Annotated in this window: 16 protein-coding genes; 10 read left to right on the top strand and 6 right to left on the bottom strand. The window is 63.5% G+C overall.

Features of this window, described 5'->3' with window-relative positions; all coding sequences use genetic code 11:
* Positions 1–4: 4 nt before the first annotated feature.
* On the bottom strand, positions 5–784 hold the full coding sequence (locus BXY53_RS10885; protein ID WP_119062021.1) for a LamB/YcsF family protein: 780 nt from the start codon (positions 782–784) through the stop codon (positions 5–7).
* A 161-nt stretch (positions 785–945) separates the two neighbouring features.
* Here BXY53_RS10885 and pxpB point away from each other — a divergent pair, with 161 nt between their 5' ends.
* From pxpB to BXY53_RS10855, 6 genes are all read left to right on the top strand, one after another.
* On the top strand, positions 946–1,671 hold the full coding sequence (gene pxpB / locus BXY53_RS10880; RefSeq protein WP_119062020.1) for a 5-oxoprolinase subunit PxpB: 726 nt from the start codon (positions 946–948) through the stop codon (positions 1,669–1,671).
* Positions 1,668–2,702 (top strand): 5-oxoprolinase subunit C family protein, encoded by a 1,035-nt coding sequence (locus BXY53_RS10875; protein WP_119062019.1) that lies wholly within the window; start codon positions 1,668–1,670, stop codon positions 2,700–2,702. Before pxpB ends, BXY53_RS10875 begins: the two co-directional genes overlap by 4 nt.
* A gap of 178 nt (positions 2,703–2,880) precedes the next feature.
* Positions 2,881–3,642: a GntR family transcriptional regulator gene (locus BXY53_RS10870; protein WP_119062018.1), complete on the top strand. Its 762-nt coding sequence runs from the start codon at positions 2,881–2,883 to the stop codon at positions 3,640–3,642.
* Positions 3,643–3,880: 238 nt separating this feature from the next.
* Positions 3,881–6,187: a xanthine dehydrogenase family protein molybdopterin-binding subunit gene (locus BXY53_RS10865; RefSeq protein WP_119062183.1), complete on the top strand. Its 2,307-nt coding sequence runs from the start codon at positions 3,881–3,883 to the stop codon at positions 6,185–6,187.
* A complete protein-coding gene (locus BXY53_RS10860; RefSeq protein WP_119062017.1) occupies positions 6,184–7,023 on the top strand; it encodes an FAD binding domain-containing protein in 840 nt (279 codons plus the stop codon). Before BXY53_RS10865 ends, BXY53_RS10860 begins: the two co-directional genes overlap by 4 nt.
* Positions 7,020–8,246 carry a xanthine dehydrogenase family Fe-S subunit gene (locus BXY53_RS10855; RefSeq protein WP_119062016.1) on the top strand — a complete coding sequence of 409 codons (1,227 nt, stop codon included), beginning with the start codon at positions 7,020–7,022 and terminating at the stop codon, positions 8,244–8,246. The genes BXY53_RS10860 and BXY53_RS10855 overlap by 4 nt, the downstream gene beginning before the upstream one ends.
* A gap of 48 nt (positions 8,247–8,294) precedes the next feature.
* Here BXY53_RS10855 and BXY53_RS10850 read toward each other — a convergent pair whose 3' ends face one another.
* The 5 genes from BXY53_RS10850 to BXY53_RS10830 all read right to left on the bottom strand — a co-directional run bounded on the left by BXY53_RS10850 (position 8,295) and on the right by BXY53_RS10830 (position 12,338).
* Entirely contained in the window at positions 8,295–8,999 is a 705-nt protein-coding gene (locus BXY53_RS10850; protein ID WP_119062015.1) for an ABC transporter ATP-binding protein, read from the bottom strand.
* Positions 8,986–9,804 carry an ABC transporter ATP-binding protein gene (locus BXY53_RS10845; protein WP_119062014.1) on the bottom strand — a complete coding sequence of 273 codons (819 nt, stop codon included), beginning with the start codon at positions 9,802–9,804 and terminating at the stop codon, positions 8,986–8,988. Before BXY53_RS10845 ends, BXY53_RS10850 begins: the two co-directional genes overlap by 14 nt.
* On the bottom strand, positions 9,801–10,862 hold the full coding sequence (locus BXY53_RS10840; protein WP_119062013.1) for a branched-chain amino acid ABC transporter permease: 1,062 nt from the start codon (positions 10,860–10,862) through the stop codon (positions 9,801–9,803). The genes BXY53_RS10845 and BXY53_RS10840 overlap by 4 nt, the downstream gene beginning before the upstream one ends.
* Entirely contained in the window at positions 10,859–11,731 is an 873-nt protein-coding gene (locus BXY53_RS10835; RefSeq protein ID WP_119062012.1) for a branched-chain amino acid ABC transporter permease, read from the bottom strand. Before BXY53_RS10835 ends, BXY53_RS10840 begins: the two co-directional genes overlap by 4 nt.
* A gap of 157 nt (positions 11,732–11,888) precedes the next feature.
* The gene (locus BXY53_RS10830) at positions 11,889–12,338 is read right to left on the bottom strand and encodes an ABC transporter substrate-binding protein (RefSeq protein WP_245410456.1); all 450 of its coding nucleotides are present in this window, start codon (positions 12,336–12,338) and stop codon (positions 11,889–11,891) included.
* Between BXY53_RS10830 and BXY53_RS14160 the strand changes: the two genes are divergently transcribed.
* From BXY53_RS14160 to BXY53_RS10815, 4 genes are all read left to right on the top strand, one after another.
* A complete protein-coding gene (locus tag BXY53_RS14160; protein WP_170144421.1) occupies positions 12,306–12,455 on the top strand; it encodes a hypothetical protein in 150 nt (49 codons plus the stop codon). The genes BXY53_RS10830 and BXY53_RS14160 overlap by 33 nt on opposite strands.
* Before the next feature lie 268 nt (positions 12,456–12,723).
* Entirely contained in the window at positions 12,724–13,215 is a 492-nt protein-coding gene (locus BXY53_RS10825; protein WP_119062010.1) for an Lrp/AsnC family transcriptional regulator, read from the top strand.
* 161 nt (positions 13,216–13,376) lie between these two features.
* Positions 13,377–14,519 (top strand): glycine cleavage T C-terminal barrel domain-containing protein, encoded by a 1,143-nt coding sequence (locus tag BXY53_RS10820; protein WP_119062009.1) that lies wholly within the window; start codon positions 13,377–13,379, stop codon positions 14,517–14,519.
* 26 nt (positions 14,520–14,545) lie between these two features.
* Positions 14,546–15,001, top strand: coding sequence for an OsmC family protein (locus BXY53_RS10815; RefSeq protein WP_119062008.1), 456 nt, complete (start codon positions 14,546–14,548; stop codon positions 14,999–15,001).
* The last annotated feature ends 17 nt before the right edge of the window (positions 15,002–15,018 follow it).

The following is a 15,018-nucleotide window of genomic DNA, read 5'->3' as shown; positions in this document are numbered from 1 at the left end:
CCGATCAGTACGGGAGGTCCATGTCGATAAGCGGCACGATTTCGACGCCGGCCGCCTCCAGCCCTTCCCGGACCTTGCCGGCGACATGAACCGCCGTCGGCTCATCGCCATGCACGCAGATGGTGTCGACCTCGACCTTGACCGTCTTACCGCTCATCGAAACCACTTCACCTTCGGTCACCATACGCACGACCTGCGCGCTCGCCTGCGCGGGGTCCTTGATCACGGTATTGGGCAGCATCCGCGAGGCCAGATTGGCATTGTCGTCGTAGAGGCGGTCGGCGAAGCCTTCACGCGCGAGCGGCAGGCCGAGGCGCTCCGCGGCGCGCTGCATCTCGCTGCCGGCCAGCGCGACATAGATCAAATCCGGGTCGACGGTCTTGATGGCGCGGCCTATGGCCATCGCCAGGTCCTCATCCTCGGCAGCCATGTTGTTCAGCGCGCCGTGCGGCTTGACGTGCGTAACGGGAACGCCGGCATAGCAGGCCATCGCCTTGAGCGCGCCGATCTGGTACGCGACCATGTATTCGAGATCCTTCGGCTCCATGTGAATCCGGCGACGGCCAAACCCCCACAGGTCGTTGAACCCCGGATGCGCGCCGACACTGACACCGAGCTGGCGAGACTCCGTCACCAGGCGGTGCATGGTCTTCGGGTCGCCTGCGTGGAAGCCGCAGGCCACGTTGGCGGACTTGATGATCTTCAGCAGGGCGGCGTCGTCGCCTATGTCATAGGCACCATGGCCTTCCCCAATATCGGCGTTGAGATTTATCTTCTGGACCATATCGCAGCTTCTCGATTGCTCCTGTTGCCGGGCGACGACCGCGCGAGCACGGCGCCTGAGCCAAAACCGGGGCGCCAGACATGTGTTACTATTTATAGTATAACCATATAAGCTAAATTGGGCGCCGCGTGAAGCGCGTTTCTGACTCACAAGAGGAGAGCATGACCGAACCCCGCCTTCTGGCAAGCGGCGATACCGTCCTTGTCCTGGAATTCGGCGACGCGATCGACTGGCGCATCAGCCGGCGCGTCAACGCGCTCGAACGCCGTCTGCGGCGCGATCCGCCGGCCGGTGTCATAGAGACCGTGCCGACTTTCCGGTCCTTGGCGGTTCATTACGATCCCGACACCGTCAGCTTCGATGCGCTGGGTGAGCAGCTCTGTCTGATGGCCGAGGAGGTGGAGGCCGAAGACGCGCATACCCTGCTCTGGCGCATTCCCGGCTGCTATGACGCCGAATTCGGTCCCGATCTGCTGGCCGTCGGCGAAAAGGCGGGCCTGACCACGGATCAGGTGGTCGAATGCCACGCTTCCCGCGCGTATATCGTTTACATGATGGGCTTTCTTCCCGGCTTTCCCTACATGGGCAATGTCCCCGACGCCATCGCGCTGCCAAGGCTGGAGACGCCGCGCACGCGCGTGCCGAAAGGCTCCATCGCGATTGCCACCAGCATGACCGCCGTCTACACGCTGGAGAGTCCGGGCGGATGGCATATCCTGGGACGCACGCCCATCCGCTTCTTCGACGTCGCCGACCCATCGCCCGCGCTTCTAAGCCCAGGTGACAAGGTCATCTTCGAACCGGTTTCCCGCGACGTGTTCGAGCGCATCACCGCACAGGTCGCGGCGGGGGAGTACGCGTTGACGCCGGAAAAGGTTACGGCATGACGGCTTCGCTCAGGGTCGTTGCACCCGGCATGCACACGAGCATTCAGGATCTTGGCCGTACTGGCTTTCAGCACCTCGGCGTGCCGGTCTCGGGCGCGCTTGATACGGAAGCCCTGCGCCTCGCCAATCTGCTGGTCGGTAACGCCCATGGTGAGGCCGCGCTGGAAATCATGCATCTCGGGCCGACGCTCGAAGTCTGCTCGGAGTCGGTGCGCATCGCTCTGGCCGGCGGCAGCGGCACTATCGAGGTCGAAGGACAGGCGCAGCCCGTTCCGGGCTTTCACAGCGTGCGGCTTCAGCGCGGCGACCGCTTTCGGGTGACCGCTTCGGGCGAGTCGGCCACGGCCTACCTTGCTGTGGAAGGCGGCTTCGACATAGCGGAAGTCTTGAGCAGCCGCTCAACCTATGCGCGCGGCGGCTTCGGCGGGCATTTCGGCCGCGCGCTCGACGCGGGCGATGTCTTGCCCCTGCGCAGATGTCAGGTCGAGACACGGCCGGAGCGGATGCTGACGCAGGGGGGTCTGCCGCGGCCCGAGAGAGTTCGCGTGATCCTGGGCCCTCAGGACGACTATTTCACCCATTCGGCCATCGACGCCCTGCGCGAGAGCACGTACCGCGTCAGCCGCGCGACGGACCGCATGGGAATGCGGCTCGAAGGCCCGGCGCTGTCCCACCGCGACCAGTTCAACATCGTCTCGGACGGCATCGCGCCCGGCGCCATACAGGTGCCCGGCGATGCGCAGCCGATCATCCTGCTCGCCGACCGCCAGACGACCGGCGGCTATCCGAAGATCGCCACCGTGATCTCCTGCGATCTGCCCGCGCTGGGCCGGTTGCGTCCGGGCGACGAAATCCGCTTCGAAACGGTCACGCTCGAAGCGGCGGCCGAAGCGCGTCGCGAGGCGAAGAAGCGGTTTGCCCGGTTGTGCAAAACCCTGACGCACGTAAATACCGAATGGACACCGGACGAATACCTGCTGCATTCCGAAAACATAATCGGCGGTGTGGTGCACGCCACAGAGGTGGACTGAACCAGACGGGCTGAAAATCAGGTATCAAGTGGTCGGGATCGGCGGGACATCACGGGGCACGTGGAACGTCCCGCGTGCTGAGGCACACCGCAATGGCTTCGACCGCGCGCCCGGCCTCCGTTAGGCCTTTGGACATATGATGCCGAGCGCGACCCCGCCCCATTAGTAAAGCGAGACGATGAAAAAGACGATCCGAAGAAAGAGCGAACTGGATGCGCACAACCGGGTACCGCGCTATCTGCAGGTGGCCTCCGCGCTGCGCCAGCGCATCAAGAACGGCAAGTGGGCCGTAGGCGAGAAAATTGCGACATTGGAGACTCTGGAACAGGAATTCCAGGTCGCGCGTGTCACGGTTCGCCAGGCGATCGACCTGCTACAGAGTGAGGGTATCCTGCGGTCACACCAGGGCAAGGGCACCTTCGTCACCCGCGTGCCCGAAAGCCGGCGCTGGCTCGAACTCGCGACCGATTGGGACGAGATGGTCCGTCCCATCAAGCACAACGTTCCCCGCTTTCTCCAGATCGAGCATGCTCCCACCTTGCGGGTCGAACCGGACGAAGGCGAGCCGGCATCCGGCTACATGTTCTTTCGCAGCATCCAGATGCGCGGCGAGGACCCCTATGCGCTCGCCGATGTCTATGTCGCTGACCACATTTATAATCAGGCTCCAGCAGAATTCGGCAAGCACGCCGCCTTGGCGGTGATTGCTGAATTCCCCGACCTTGAAATCGCCCGTGCGCACCAGATCCTGACGATCGGCGCGGCGGATGTCGAAGTGGCCGAGCACCTCGAGATCGATCTGAATGCGCCTGTCGCAGAGGCGCGCTGTTTCGTCACCGACACCGAAGGTGTGCTGATCTATCTGGGCGAGATCATCTATCCGGGCGACTGCGTTCAGCTCAATATCGAGTTGTTCAATCGCGGACAGAATGAGGGCTGAGCCGGCGAGACCGGCTGCCGCCACCCACGACCGGGAGCCCGACCGGGACGGATTGCCGCTTGAATCCAGCGCGGCCAGCCGGTAGCATAGGTCTTATTGTTCTAATATTAAGCAAAGTTCCTGCGTTCGCCCTTGCCGGGTGGTCGCATGAGCGTTGGCCGCAACATTCGCGGGAGAGGGGCGGTTGACCGGTTCGGGCGTCGGCGCACGGGTTCTGCGCAAGGAAGACGACCGCTACATGCGCGGTCAGGGCGAATATGTCGGCGACATCCAGCTGGCGGGCATGCAGGAGGTCGCGTTCGTCCGCAGTCCGATCGCGCACGGCCTCATCCGTGATGTTCACATCCCGGAAGAACACGTCGAGCGCGTTTTCACCTGCCGCGACATGGAAGGCGTGGCGCCCATCTATGCGCGCTCGGCCCTGAAGGGCTTCAAGGTCTCGGGCCAGCCGGCGCTTGCCGACAGAAAAGTCCGCCACGTCGGCGAACTGATCGCGATGTGCGTCGCTCCGACCCGCGCGGAGGCCGAGGACATCGCCGAATCCGTCTCGGTGGATTTCGAGGAATTGCCCGCGGTCCATGACATGCTGCAGGCGCGCGAGGCCGATGCGCCGCTGGTGCACGAGGAATGGGGTGACAACCTCTTCCTGGAAACCTTCATTGACGGCGACATCGACGCCGTCCGAGAGCGCGCAGCCGCCGTTGTCACACGCGAATTCCGCACCGCGCGCCAGTGCATGAGTCCGATCGAGGGACGCGGCGCGATCGCGCAGTGGCAGCCCCGGATGGAGCAACTCCTTGTCTATTCCTCCACCCAGATGTCGCACATCGTGCGCTCCGGTTTGTCGGAGTGTCTCGGGCTTGAGGAAGGACAGATCCGCGTCGTGGCGCCGGATGTCGGCGGCGGGTTCGGCTACAAGGGCATTCTGCTGCCCGAGGAGGTCTGTCTCGCCTGGGGCGCGCGGCGGCTCGGCTTCCCGCTGCGCTGGCTGGAGGACCGGCGGGAGAACCTGACCGCCTCGGCCAACTGCCGGGAGCATCACTACGTCATTACCGCCTATGGCGATGCCGACGGCAAGCTGCTCGCCATAGACGCGGAGGCGACCGTCGACTCCGGGGCCTATTCCGCCTACCCCTTTTCCGCCTGTCTCGAGGCCGCCCAGGTGGGCAGCATCCTGCCCGGCGTCTACGATTTCGATGCCTATCGCTGCCGCACCTATTCGGCCGCCACAAACAAGCCGCCGATCCTTCCGTATCGAGGGGTGGCGCGCACCGGGGTGTGCTTCGCAATGGAGTTGATCATCGACGCGCTCGCGCGCGAACTCTCGCTGGAGCCGACGAAGGTGCGCCACGCCAACCTCGTCCGCCCGGATCAGATGCCGTTCGACAATATTACGGGAAAGCATTTCGACAGCGGCGACTACCCGGAATGTCTCAACCGCACTATCGAGGCGATCGACCTTGAAGGGGTGCGCAAGCGCCAGGAGCAGGGCGAGCCGGACGGCCGGCTGATCGGCATCGGCTTTGCCATGTACTGCGAGCAGGCCGCGCACGGCACCAGCGTCTATGCGGGATGGGGCATTCCCATGGTGCCCGGACACGAGCAGTGCAGCGCCCGCATGACGCCCGATGGCGGGCTGGAGTTGCGCATCGGCGCGCACTCGCATGGTCAGGGCATGGAAACCACCATGGCGCAGGTCGCGAACGAAATCCTTGGGCTGCCCATCGAGCGCGTGCGGCTGGTTCACGGCGACACCAGCCTGACGCCGTATTCCACCGGAACCTGGGGCTCGCGCTCCATGGTGATGTCAGGCGGCGCGGTCGCCCGCGCCTGTCATGAGCTGGCCGACAGGCTCAAGCGCATCGGCGCGGCGCTGCTGCAATGCGACGAAGCAAGCGTGCGGCTTGAAAACGGCGAAGTCATCGGCCCGTCCGGCAGTATCCCGATCACCGAAGTCGCGCGCACCTGGTACCGCAAGCCGCAGGACCTGCCGCCGGACGTCAACCCCGGCGGGCTCGACGTAACGGCGGGCTACAAGCCGGAGAGGGATTCCGGCACCTTCAGCTACGCCACCCACGCCGTGACGGTCGCCGTTGATCCGCAGACTGGCGAGGTCGAGCTTCTGGACTACGTGATCGTCGAGGATGGCGGCGTGCTCGTGAACCCCATGATCGTGGACGGCCAGATCATCGGCGGCGTCGCGCAAGGGGTCGGCACCGCGCTCTACGAAGAGATGCTCTTCGACGCGCAAGGCCAGCCGCTGGCCTCAACGCTGTCCGACTACATCCTGCCCGGTCCGACCGAGGTGCCGCCGCTGCGTATCTTCCACATGGAGACGCCCTCGCCTTACACCCAATTCGGCGTGAAGGGGATCGGCGAAGGCGGCGCGATCGCCCCGCCGGCGGCAATCACCAATGCCATAAACGACGCCCTGCGCCCGCTCGGCGCGGAACTGGCCGTTTCGCCGGTGACGCCGCGGCGCATCGTCGAGGCGATCGAGGCCGCCAGGGCTGGCCAGCAACGGGCCGCGGAGGCGCGCGCATGAAGGCAGCGGCTTTCGACTATGAATGTCCCGCGCAACTCGACGAAGCCGTGAGTCTGCTCACCCAAGCGCCGGGCGCCAAGTTGATCGCGGGAGGCCAGACCCTCGGACCGATGCTCAATCTCCGGCTGGCAAGGCCGGACCTGCTGATCGACATCACCCGTATCAAAGACTTGCTGCGGGTCGAGGAGAAAAATGACCGGATTACCTTCGGCGCCTGCGTATCCCATGCCGCGGTGGAGGATGGCCTCGTGCCTGATCCGGCCGGTGGCCTGATGCGCCGAGTGGCTTCCGGCATCGCCTATCGTGCGGTGCGCACGCGCGGCACGCTCGGCGGGAGCCTCGCGCATTGCGACCCGGCGGCGGACTGGCTGTCCTGTTTCCTGGCGCTCGACGCATCGCTGCACCTGACCGGGGCGGCCGGCGCGCGCACGCTCAAGCTGTCGGACTTCGCGCGTGGCGCGATGATGAGCGATCTCGGCCCCGACGAAATCATCGACGGTATCTCGATCCCGCGGCTCTCGGCCAGCGCACGCGGTGGCTATGCCAAGATCTGCCGCAAGACCGGCGAGTTTGCCGATGCGATCGGCGTGGCGGTCAGCGATCCCGAACGCGACGTTATGCGCTTCGTCGTCGGGGCAACGCAGGGCGCCCCCATCGTGCTCGACGCAGAGGCGCTCGGGCTGGCGGCGGATCAGCCGTTGCCGCCACCGGACGCGCAGCTTTCAAACGCGGCACGGGAGGCTATCGCCGCCCATGAGCCGGGGCTGGACGCCTATGAGCTGCAAACCCACGCGGTCGCGCTGACACGCGCCATCACGGAGGCCTGCCGCGCATGAAGACCATCGCGCTCAACGTCAACGGCAAGGATATGCGCGTGGACGTCGCGCCGCGCACCCACCTCGCGGATTGCCTGCGCGAGCAATTGCTGCTCACCGGCACGCATCTGGGCTGCGAGCACGGTATCTGCGGCGCCTGCACGGTGGAAATCGACGGAGAGATCGCGCGCTCGTGCATCACCTATGCCGTGGCATGCGACGGCGCGAACATCCGCACGATCGAGGGATTCGACACCGACCCTCTGATGGCGCGGCTGCGCCGGGCTTTCTCGGAGAACCATGCGCTGCAGTGCGGGTACTGTACGCCGGGGATGCTGATCGCCGCACGCGACCTCATCCGGCGGAAGAAGGGGTTGAGCGACCAGGAAATTCGCAAGGAGATGAGTGGCAATCTGTGCCGCTGCACCGGCTACATGGGCATTACCGCGGCGATCGCCAGCGTGATGCAGGATGCCGGCGCGGGGGCAGACGCCGACGCCACAGTCCGGCGTCTTGGGCCCGCACCCGGCCCGGACGCGCCGCGGTTTGCCGCCGGTTCCGGCGAAAGGGCCCCCGCCCCCGGACCGGACCAAACCGCGCCCCCTGCGACCTCCGCGACGACCGCCGCCCCGGCGCACGATATCGAGGTGGAGGTCGGTGAAATCCGCGAGGAAGGCGGTTTCACACGGCTCAGCCAGAGCTTCGTCGTCGCGTATCCGCGCGAGGCCGTTTGGCGCACCATGGCCGATGTCGAGAAGGTTGCAACCTGCATGCCCGGCGTGACGCTGGACGGCCCGGTCAGGGACGGCAAGCTGGCCGGGCGCATATCGGTCAAGCTTGGCCCCATGACCCCCAGCTTCGCCGGCGAGGGCGAGGTAGCCATCGACGATGCGCACTATCAAGGAGTTGTCGAAGGCGCCGGGCGCGACAGCAAGAGCGCCTCGCGCGTGCGCGGACGGGTCGATTACCGGCTCGAAGAGACGGACGGCGGCAACGCCACCCGCGTTCATGTCGATCTGGCGTATGCGGTCGCCGGCCCGCTGGCACAGTTCAGCCGCTCCAGATTGGTGCGCGATCTTGTCTCGCGCATGGCGGCGGCGTTCGCCGCGAACCTCGAAGGCCGGCTTTCTGGCCGCGGCGAACAAGCGCGCGGCGAAGCACAGGCGCTGGACGCCGGTGGGATGTTCTTTTCGGTGGTCTGGCAGCGCATCCGCGCGTTCTTCGTCCGGCTCTTCGGCCGTTAAGTTCGCAAGCGCCCCCGCCGTCGCGACCAGCCGGTTGCCGGCGAAGGATTAGCCGCCCAGATACGCCTTGCGCACGTGCTCGTCGCGAAGAAGTTCCTCACCCGTGCCCTGAAGCGTGGTCTCCCCGGACTCCAGGACGTAGGAGTGGTCGCACAGTTCCAGCGCCGCAAAGGCGTTCTGCTCGACCATCACCACCGTTACGCCGTCCTTCTCGCGGATTTCGCGCACGATCTCGAAAGTGCGCTCCACGAGGTTGGGCGCGAGGCCGAGCGACGGCTCATCGAACAGGATAAGTTTCGGGCGGGACATCAGCGCCCGCGAGATCGCCAGCATCTGCTGCTCGCCGCCCGAGAGCGTGCCGGCGGCCTGATCGCGGCGCTCGCGCAGGACGGGGAATCGCGCGAAGATATTTTCCATGTCGTCCTGGATCGCCGGATCGCTACGCAGGAAACAGCCCATCTCCAGGTTTTCACGCACACTCATATAGGGAAAGACCCGCCGTCCCTCGGGGCAGTGAGCGATGCCCAATTCGAGGATACGCCGCGGCGAGGCATTGGTGATGTCCTCACCGTCGAAGACAATGCGGCCCTCGGTCGGGGGCAGGAGGCCGGAAATCGCCTTCAGCGTCGTCGTCTTGCCGGCCCCGTTTGCGCCGATGAGCGTGACGAGTTCACCTTCCGCCACCTCCATGTTGAGGTCGCGGACGGCACTGACCTTGCCGTAGTTGCAGTGGAGTCCTTCAACCTTCAGCACGCTGATACCTATCCCCCAGGTATGCCCGGATCACATCGGGGTTGTTCTGCACGTCCTCGGGCGCACCGTCAGCGATGATGCGTCCCTGGTTGAGGACAATGACGCGATCGGAAACGCCCATGACCATGCGCATGTCGTGCTCGACCAGAAGCACGGTCACATCGAGCTTGCGGATCTCGGCCAGCTTGTCCATGAAGCTGGAGGTCTCCGATGGGTTCATCCCGGAAACCGGTTCGTCGAGGAGAAGAAGCGTTGGCTCGGCGGCCAATGCAATGGCCACTTCAAGCAGCCGCTGCTCGCCATAGGGGAGCGCGGCCCCGAGTTCACCGGCCCGTTTCTCCAGTCCGATGAAGGCGAGGATCTCCATGGCCCGCTCGCGAAGCTGACGCTCTTCGCGATACACGCTCGGCAATCCGAGGATGATCTGCCACGCCTTCTGGCGCGACTTGCGGTGCAGCCCGATCAATATGTTGTCGAGCACGGTTTCCCCGCCGAAGACGCTTGTTTTCTGGAATGTGCGAATGACGCCGCGCTCGGCGATCTCATTGGGCGGAAGGCCGGTGAGCGGTTCCCCACGGTAGCGAATCTCGCCTCTGCTCGGCTGGAGATACCCCGTGATCGCATTGAAGGCGGTGGTCTTTCCCGCGCCGTTAGGACCTATCAGGCTGAGCACCTCGCCCTCGTTGACATGAAAGCTCATGCTTTCGATAGCGAGCAGGCCGCCAAACCGCACCGACAGGGAGTCCACGACGAGGGCCTGCGTATAGTCATCGCGCGGAGCAGAAGGGATAGCTTCAGCACTCATTGACCCGCCCTTTCTCCACCTTGTTCGGTGAGCGCGCCGCCTGGCGAGGCGCTTTCCTGAGACCGGAAGATCGACATCAAGCGTTTCCAGGCCGAGACCGCGGCGGGCGCGATCCCCTGCGGCAGGAAGAAGACCACCAGGATCATCAGGATGCCGTAGATGATCCACTGGACCTCCGGCGCGGCGAACTCACGGAGCACCTCCGGCAGGATCCCGAAGATCAGGCCTCCGACAACCGGACCGGCAAGTGTCCCCTTCCCGCCGGTGATGACCATGATGACCATCGTGACGGTGTAGATGAACAGGAACACATCGGGATCGACGATCCGGACATAGTGCGTGTAAAGCCCGCCGGCGGCGCCCGCGAGACCGGCGGCGACAACCGTCGCCAGCACAAGATATTTCGTGACGTCCACGCCCACGGAGGTCGCGAGGGGCTCGTTTTCGCGCAGCGCGACCATGGCACGCCCGGCGCGGGAATTCACAAGCCGGTAGATGATGAAATACGCGATGATGCAGAAAACCAGCACGAGGTAGTAGTTCGGCTCTTTCTGCCAGAAGGTCATGCTCCAGACGCCGGGGATGGACAGCGAAACGGGCGGTATGTTGTTCAGCGCCATCGGCCCCTCCGTCAGGTCGACCCAGTTGAGCGCGACGAGGCGCGTCACTTCGGCAAAGCTGATCGTGACGATGACGAAGTAGGCGCCGCGGACCTTGAAGGACAGCTTTCCGATAAGCCAGCCGAAGAACGCGGCGACGAGGATGCCGCAAAGCATGGCGAACCAGACCGGCTTGGGATCGAACACGTAGGTGTACGTATCGGAGATCCGCAGGTCGAAGCCGAGGGATATCAGGGCGCTGGTATAGGCGCCGATGCCGAAGAACGCGACATGGCCGAGGCTGAGCTGCCCGGTGTAGCCCAGCAGCAGGTTCAGGCTCATCGCCGCGATGATGAAGATGCCTGTCGAGATCAGGATGTGCAGATAATACAGGTTGTCCAGCCACAGCGGGATGGAGAACAGGAAGGCGATCAGCAGGCCGTTGACGACGTATTTCACCCGATCCGCTCCTTCTGTGCAAACAGCCCTGTCGGCTTGAACAACAGGATCAGAATGATGAGCAGGAAGCCCATGGCGTCACGGTAGCCCGAAGACACGTAACCGGCCCCGAGTTCTTCCATGAAGGCAAGGATAAAGCCGCCGATGGTCGCGCCGACCAGGTTGCCCAAGCCGCCAAGGATGACGATGGCGAAGGACTTGAGCGCGGCCAGATCGCCCATTGTCGGGTAGACAACGAAGACAGGCCCAAGCAGAGAGCCCGCCGCCGCCGCAAGGCCGGAGCCGAGAGCAAAGGTCGCCGTATAGACGCGATTGATCTTCACGCCCATGAGCGCGGCCGTCTCGGGGTCCTGAAAGGTGGCGCGCATGGCCTGTCCGAGCTTGGTCCGATTAATGAGCAGATAAGTCCCGATGATGAGGGCGACCGCAACCACGATCACGAAGACGCGGCTCCACGCCACCGACACGGGTCCGATGACGAGCGGCTCGGCCGGAAACGGGGTATCGATCGACTTCGCAATACCGGTCCACACCCACTGCTCGGTATTCTGAAGCGCGATCCAGGCACCGATCATCACAAGCATGGTGGTGTCGATGTCGGCCCCGCGAATGGGCCGCAACAGCGTGATCTCGATGGCCGCGCCAAGCAGCATGCCCAGCAGGACGGCGAGCACCAGCGCGAGAAAGAAATTCACGCCGATCGACATCACGAACATGAACATCATGTACGCGCCGAAAGTGTACAGCTCGCCGTGCGTGAAGTTCACCACGCGCATGATGCCGAAAATCAGCGTCAGGCCGATGCCCAGGAGAGCATAGGTTCCGCCGAGAACGACCGCGTTCAGCAGGTGCTGCAGTAGCTGATCCACGTCAGCGCCTCATGTTGATGCAAGGACGCCGGCCCTTGATCCCGTGCCCGTCTTGCATGGTGGAAAGGAAACTTCAGCCCGATAAGATTCGTTGACGTCGGACCGCCTGAAGCGCGAAGGACGACCCGGGCACGAGACCCGGGCCGCCTACTTCTCGCTATGGCTTGGTGACCTCGCCGTCTTCGATCTTCACGATGTAGACGTTCGGAACGTTCTGACCGCTTTCGCAGCCCTCCGGCCCCTGCTTGATGAACGAGATATCGCCGTTCACGCCATCGACCTCGACGCCCCAAAGCGCTTCCTGGATTGCCTTGGGCTCGGCTTTGCCAGCGGCCTCGATGCCGGCAGCAATCGTCATGATGCCGTCATAGCCGCGGAAGCCTTCGGTCAGGCCGGCAAAGTTGTAGTCCTTGGCGTTCCAGGCTTCGACGAACTTCTTCGCCACCTCGGGGTTCGGCGCGGTTTCCGGGAACCAGGGCGCGAAGAACAGGAGATGATACGAGCCGTTCGCGGCCGGACCGGCCTGGTCGATGAGCTGGCTCGGAGAGGAAGAGCCGCCCGTCGTGATGATGCGATGCCCGAGCTGCTGCGCCGCGGCTTGCTTCAGGACAAGCGTGATCTGTTCGACACCGGTGGTCAGGAACGAAACTCAAGGATTGCCCGGGTGTTGGAAGACTTGAGACCGGCACCGGGGCCCGCAGCCGACACCGGCTTCTTTCACTGAGCCGAATATGCACGCTCACCCATCGCTCGTTGGCGATGCTGTAGTGGCAACTGGTACCGCTTTGAGCGGCGGATCACATTGCGTAAAATTTTGGCCATCTGATTGCCAGACACCATAAAGCTTCAACGCAGCCGTTCTGTGATCGCGATCAGCCAAAAGCCGTTGCAGAATACCGGATTGTTCAAGAGCCTGCTCCTTCCTGGGCAAGGCGAGTCTTGGGTGAACAGGCTCGGTTGTGTCTTCAGCATCTCCCGGAAAGGGGGCACGTATGAGAAAATCCGGCCTTGATGCAGCCGATATTCGTATCCTTGCCGCCATCCAGAAGCATGGCCAACTGAGCAAGACCAAGCTGGCCGAGATCGTCAATCTGTCGCCCACGCCGTGTTGGGCCCGTCTGGACAAATTGAAGGCGGCGGGTTTCATACGCGGATACCATGCTGACCTCGCCCTCGATCGGATCGTGGACTTCACACAAGTCGTGGTGACTGTCGCCTTGCGGCAACATCGCAAATCGGACTTTGACAAGTTCGAGGCCTACATCCGGGACCTGGACGAAATTACCGAATGTATGGCCACGGGCGGCGGCATGGATTACGTCATGAAGGTGGTCGTCCCTGGACTGCCGGACTTCCAAAACCTCATGGACACGCTGCTCTCGGCTGATCTCGGCATCGACAGGTACATGACCTACATCGCCACGCGGCAGATCAAGGCCGGTCACCCCAACCTTGCCAAGCTGGTCGCGACGGCCGCCCCATAGACGGACGCGACCGAGCGGCCTGTCTCGCCTTCCATAATGGCCTGTTTAGTCTTCGCGCCGTTTGTCTTTAGTCCGCTATAAGGCGCCTGGGGCGTTATTCTTCGCCATTACTGAGATAGTCCACGGCACTCTGACCCCGCCGATTGGTAAGGGCGAACGACATGACCCAGTCAGATTCCTTCGGCTTCGGCACGCAGATCCGCAAGTCCCCCTATTTCGACGCGACCGTCCGCTGGGGCGCCCAAGGGTTTTCGGTTTATAACCACATGTATATCCCGCGCGATTTCGGGGATCCGGAACAGAACTTCTGGAACCTCGTGAATACCGCGATCCTGTGCGACGTGGCCGTGGAGCGGCAGGTCGAGATCACGGGGCCGGATGCGGCCAAATTCACGCAGCTTCTGACACCGCGCGATCTGTCGAAGCTGCGCGTCGGGCAATGCAAATATGTTCTCATCACCAACGCGGACGGCGGCATCCTGAACGATCCGGTGCTGTTGCGGCTCGGTGAAAACCATTTCTGGCTATCCCTTGCCGACAGCGACATCCTGCTGTGGGCGCAGGGCGTGGCCGTGCATTCGGGCCTGGATGTCACGATCCGGGAACCGGACGTTTCGCCACTCCAGTTGCAAGGTCCGAAATCCGGGCAAATCATGAGAGTGCTCTTTGGAGAGAGCATCATGGACCTGCGCTATTACTGGCTGCGCGAGGTCGAACTGGACGGCATTCCGCTGGTCGTCTCGCGCACCGGCTGGTCGAGCGAACTGGGTTATGAGCTCTACCTGCGGGACAGCGCGCGCGGTGACGAGTTGTGGGAAAAGATCATGGCGGCCGGGAGACCCTTCGGCTTGCAACCTGGCCACACCTCGACCATCCGCCGCATCGAAGGCGCGATGCTGTCCTATCATGCCGATGCAGACATCCACACGAACCCTTACGAGCTTGGGCTGGACCGCCTGGTTGACCTCGACATGGAGGCCGACTTCATTGGGAAGGCCGCCTTGCGCCGCATTCGGGAAAACGGGGTCAGCCGCAAACAGGTCGGCTTGCGCATTTCAGGCGAACCGCTCAGGCGACCAAACACCACCTTCTGGCCTGTCAGCAAGGACGGCAGCACGATCGGCAAGGTCACATCCGCGGTCTATTCCCCCCGTCTCCAACAGAACATCGCCCTGGCAATGGTCGCCGTGGCGTATGCCCACATCGGTGCGGGAGTCGAGGTATCCATGCCGGATGGGGCCGTTCAAGCCACGGTCGTGGAACGGCCATTCTTCGACCCGAAGAAGAAACTGGCCGCCGCCTGATCATATCAACCAGATTCGAGCCCAAAATGTCCGAGCTTTCTATCGAGCTGCACTGGCAGCGCACAGAGCCTGAACTGAAGACAGGCAAATATTCCAATGCACACACTGTCGAATATAACGACAGCCATGACGTGCGCGTCGACGCTGCCCCCGATTGGGGCGGGGACCCCGGCCACACCAATCCGGAACAAGCATTGGCATCGGCGCTGTCCAGCTGCCACATGATGACGTTCCTGGCCCTTGCCGCCAAAGCCGGCTGGCCAGTGGCGAGCTATCGTGATCGTGCTGTCGCCCATCTCGGAAAGAATACCATGGGTCAGATGTCGGTGACGCGCATAGACCTGCATCCGGTCGTGCGTTTTGACACAGGCTTTACGGTCGATCCAGCCGAGTTGGAACAGATGCAGGACAGGGCGCATCGCTACTGCTTCATCGCCAACACGCTCGCAGACGGCGTCGAGATCAACATTGTTTCCGATTGAAGAAAGGAACAGGGCCA

The organism is Dichotomicrobium thermohalophilum, from assembly GCF_003550175.1.
Taxonomy (GTDB): domain Bacteria; phylum Pseudomonadota; class Alphaproteobacteria; order Rhizobiales; family Rhodomicrobiaceae; genus Dichotomicrobium; species Dichotomicrobium thermohalophilum.
The sequence above is the reverse complement of the archived record's forward strand: the minus strand, read 5'-3'. Positions and strand labels throughout refer to the sequence as shown.

Coding starts and splice junctions, on each gene's coding strand:
- BXY53_RS10825 (WP_119062010.1), top strand. CDS start 12,724: ATGAGAAAATCCGGCCTTGATGCAGCCGATATTCGTATCCTTGCCGCC.
- BXY53_RS10855 (WP_119062016.1), top strand. CDS start 7,020: ATGAAGACCATCGCGCTCAACGTCAACGGCAAGGATATGCGCGTGGAC.
- BXY53_RS10845 (WP_119062014.1), bottom strand. CDS start 9,804: ATGAGTGCTGAAGCTATCCCTTCTGCTCCGCGCGATGACTATACGCAG.
- pxpB (WP_119062020.1), top strand. CDS start 946: ATGACCGAACCCCGCCTTCTGGCAAGCGGCGATACCGTCCTTGTCCTG.
- BXY53_RS10875 (WP_119062019.1), top strand. CDS start 1,668: ATGACGGCTTCGCTCAGGGTCGTTGCACCCGGCATGCACACGAGCATT.
- BXY53_RS14160 (WP_170144421.1), top strand. CDS start 12,306: ATGCCCGAGCTGCTGCGCCGCGGCTTGCTTCAGGACAAGCGTGATCTG.
- BXY53_RS10885 (WP_119062021.1), bottom strand. CDS start 784: ATGGTCCAGAAGATAAATCTCAACGCCGATATTGGGGAAGGCCATGGT.
- BXY53_RS10865 (WP_119062183.1), top strand. CDS start 3,881: ATGCGCGGTCAGGGCGAATATGTCGGCGACATCCAGCTGGCGGGCATG.
- BXY53_RS10820 (WP_119062009.1), top strand. CDS start 13,377: ATGACCCAGTCAGATTCCTTCGGCTTCGGCACGCAGATCCGCAAGTCC.
- BXY53_RS10815 (WP_119062008.1), top strand. CDS start 14,546: ATGTCCGAGCTTTCTATCGAGCTGCACTGGCAGCGCACAGAGCCTGAA.
- BXY53_RS10860 (WP_119062017.1), top strand. CDS start 6,184: ATGAAGGCAGCGGCTTTCGACTATGAATGTCCCGCGCAACTCGACGAA.
- BXY53_RS10870 (WP_119062018.1), top strand. CDS start 2,881: ATGAAAAAGACGATCCGAAGAAAGAGCGAACTGGATGCGCACAACCGG.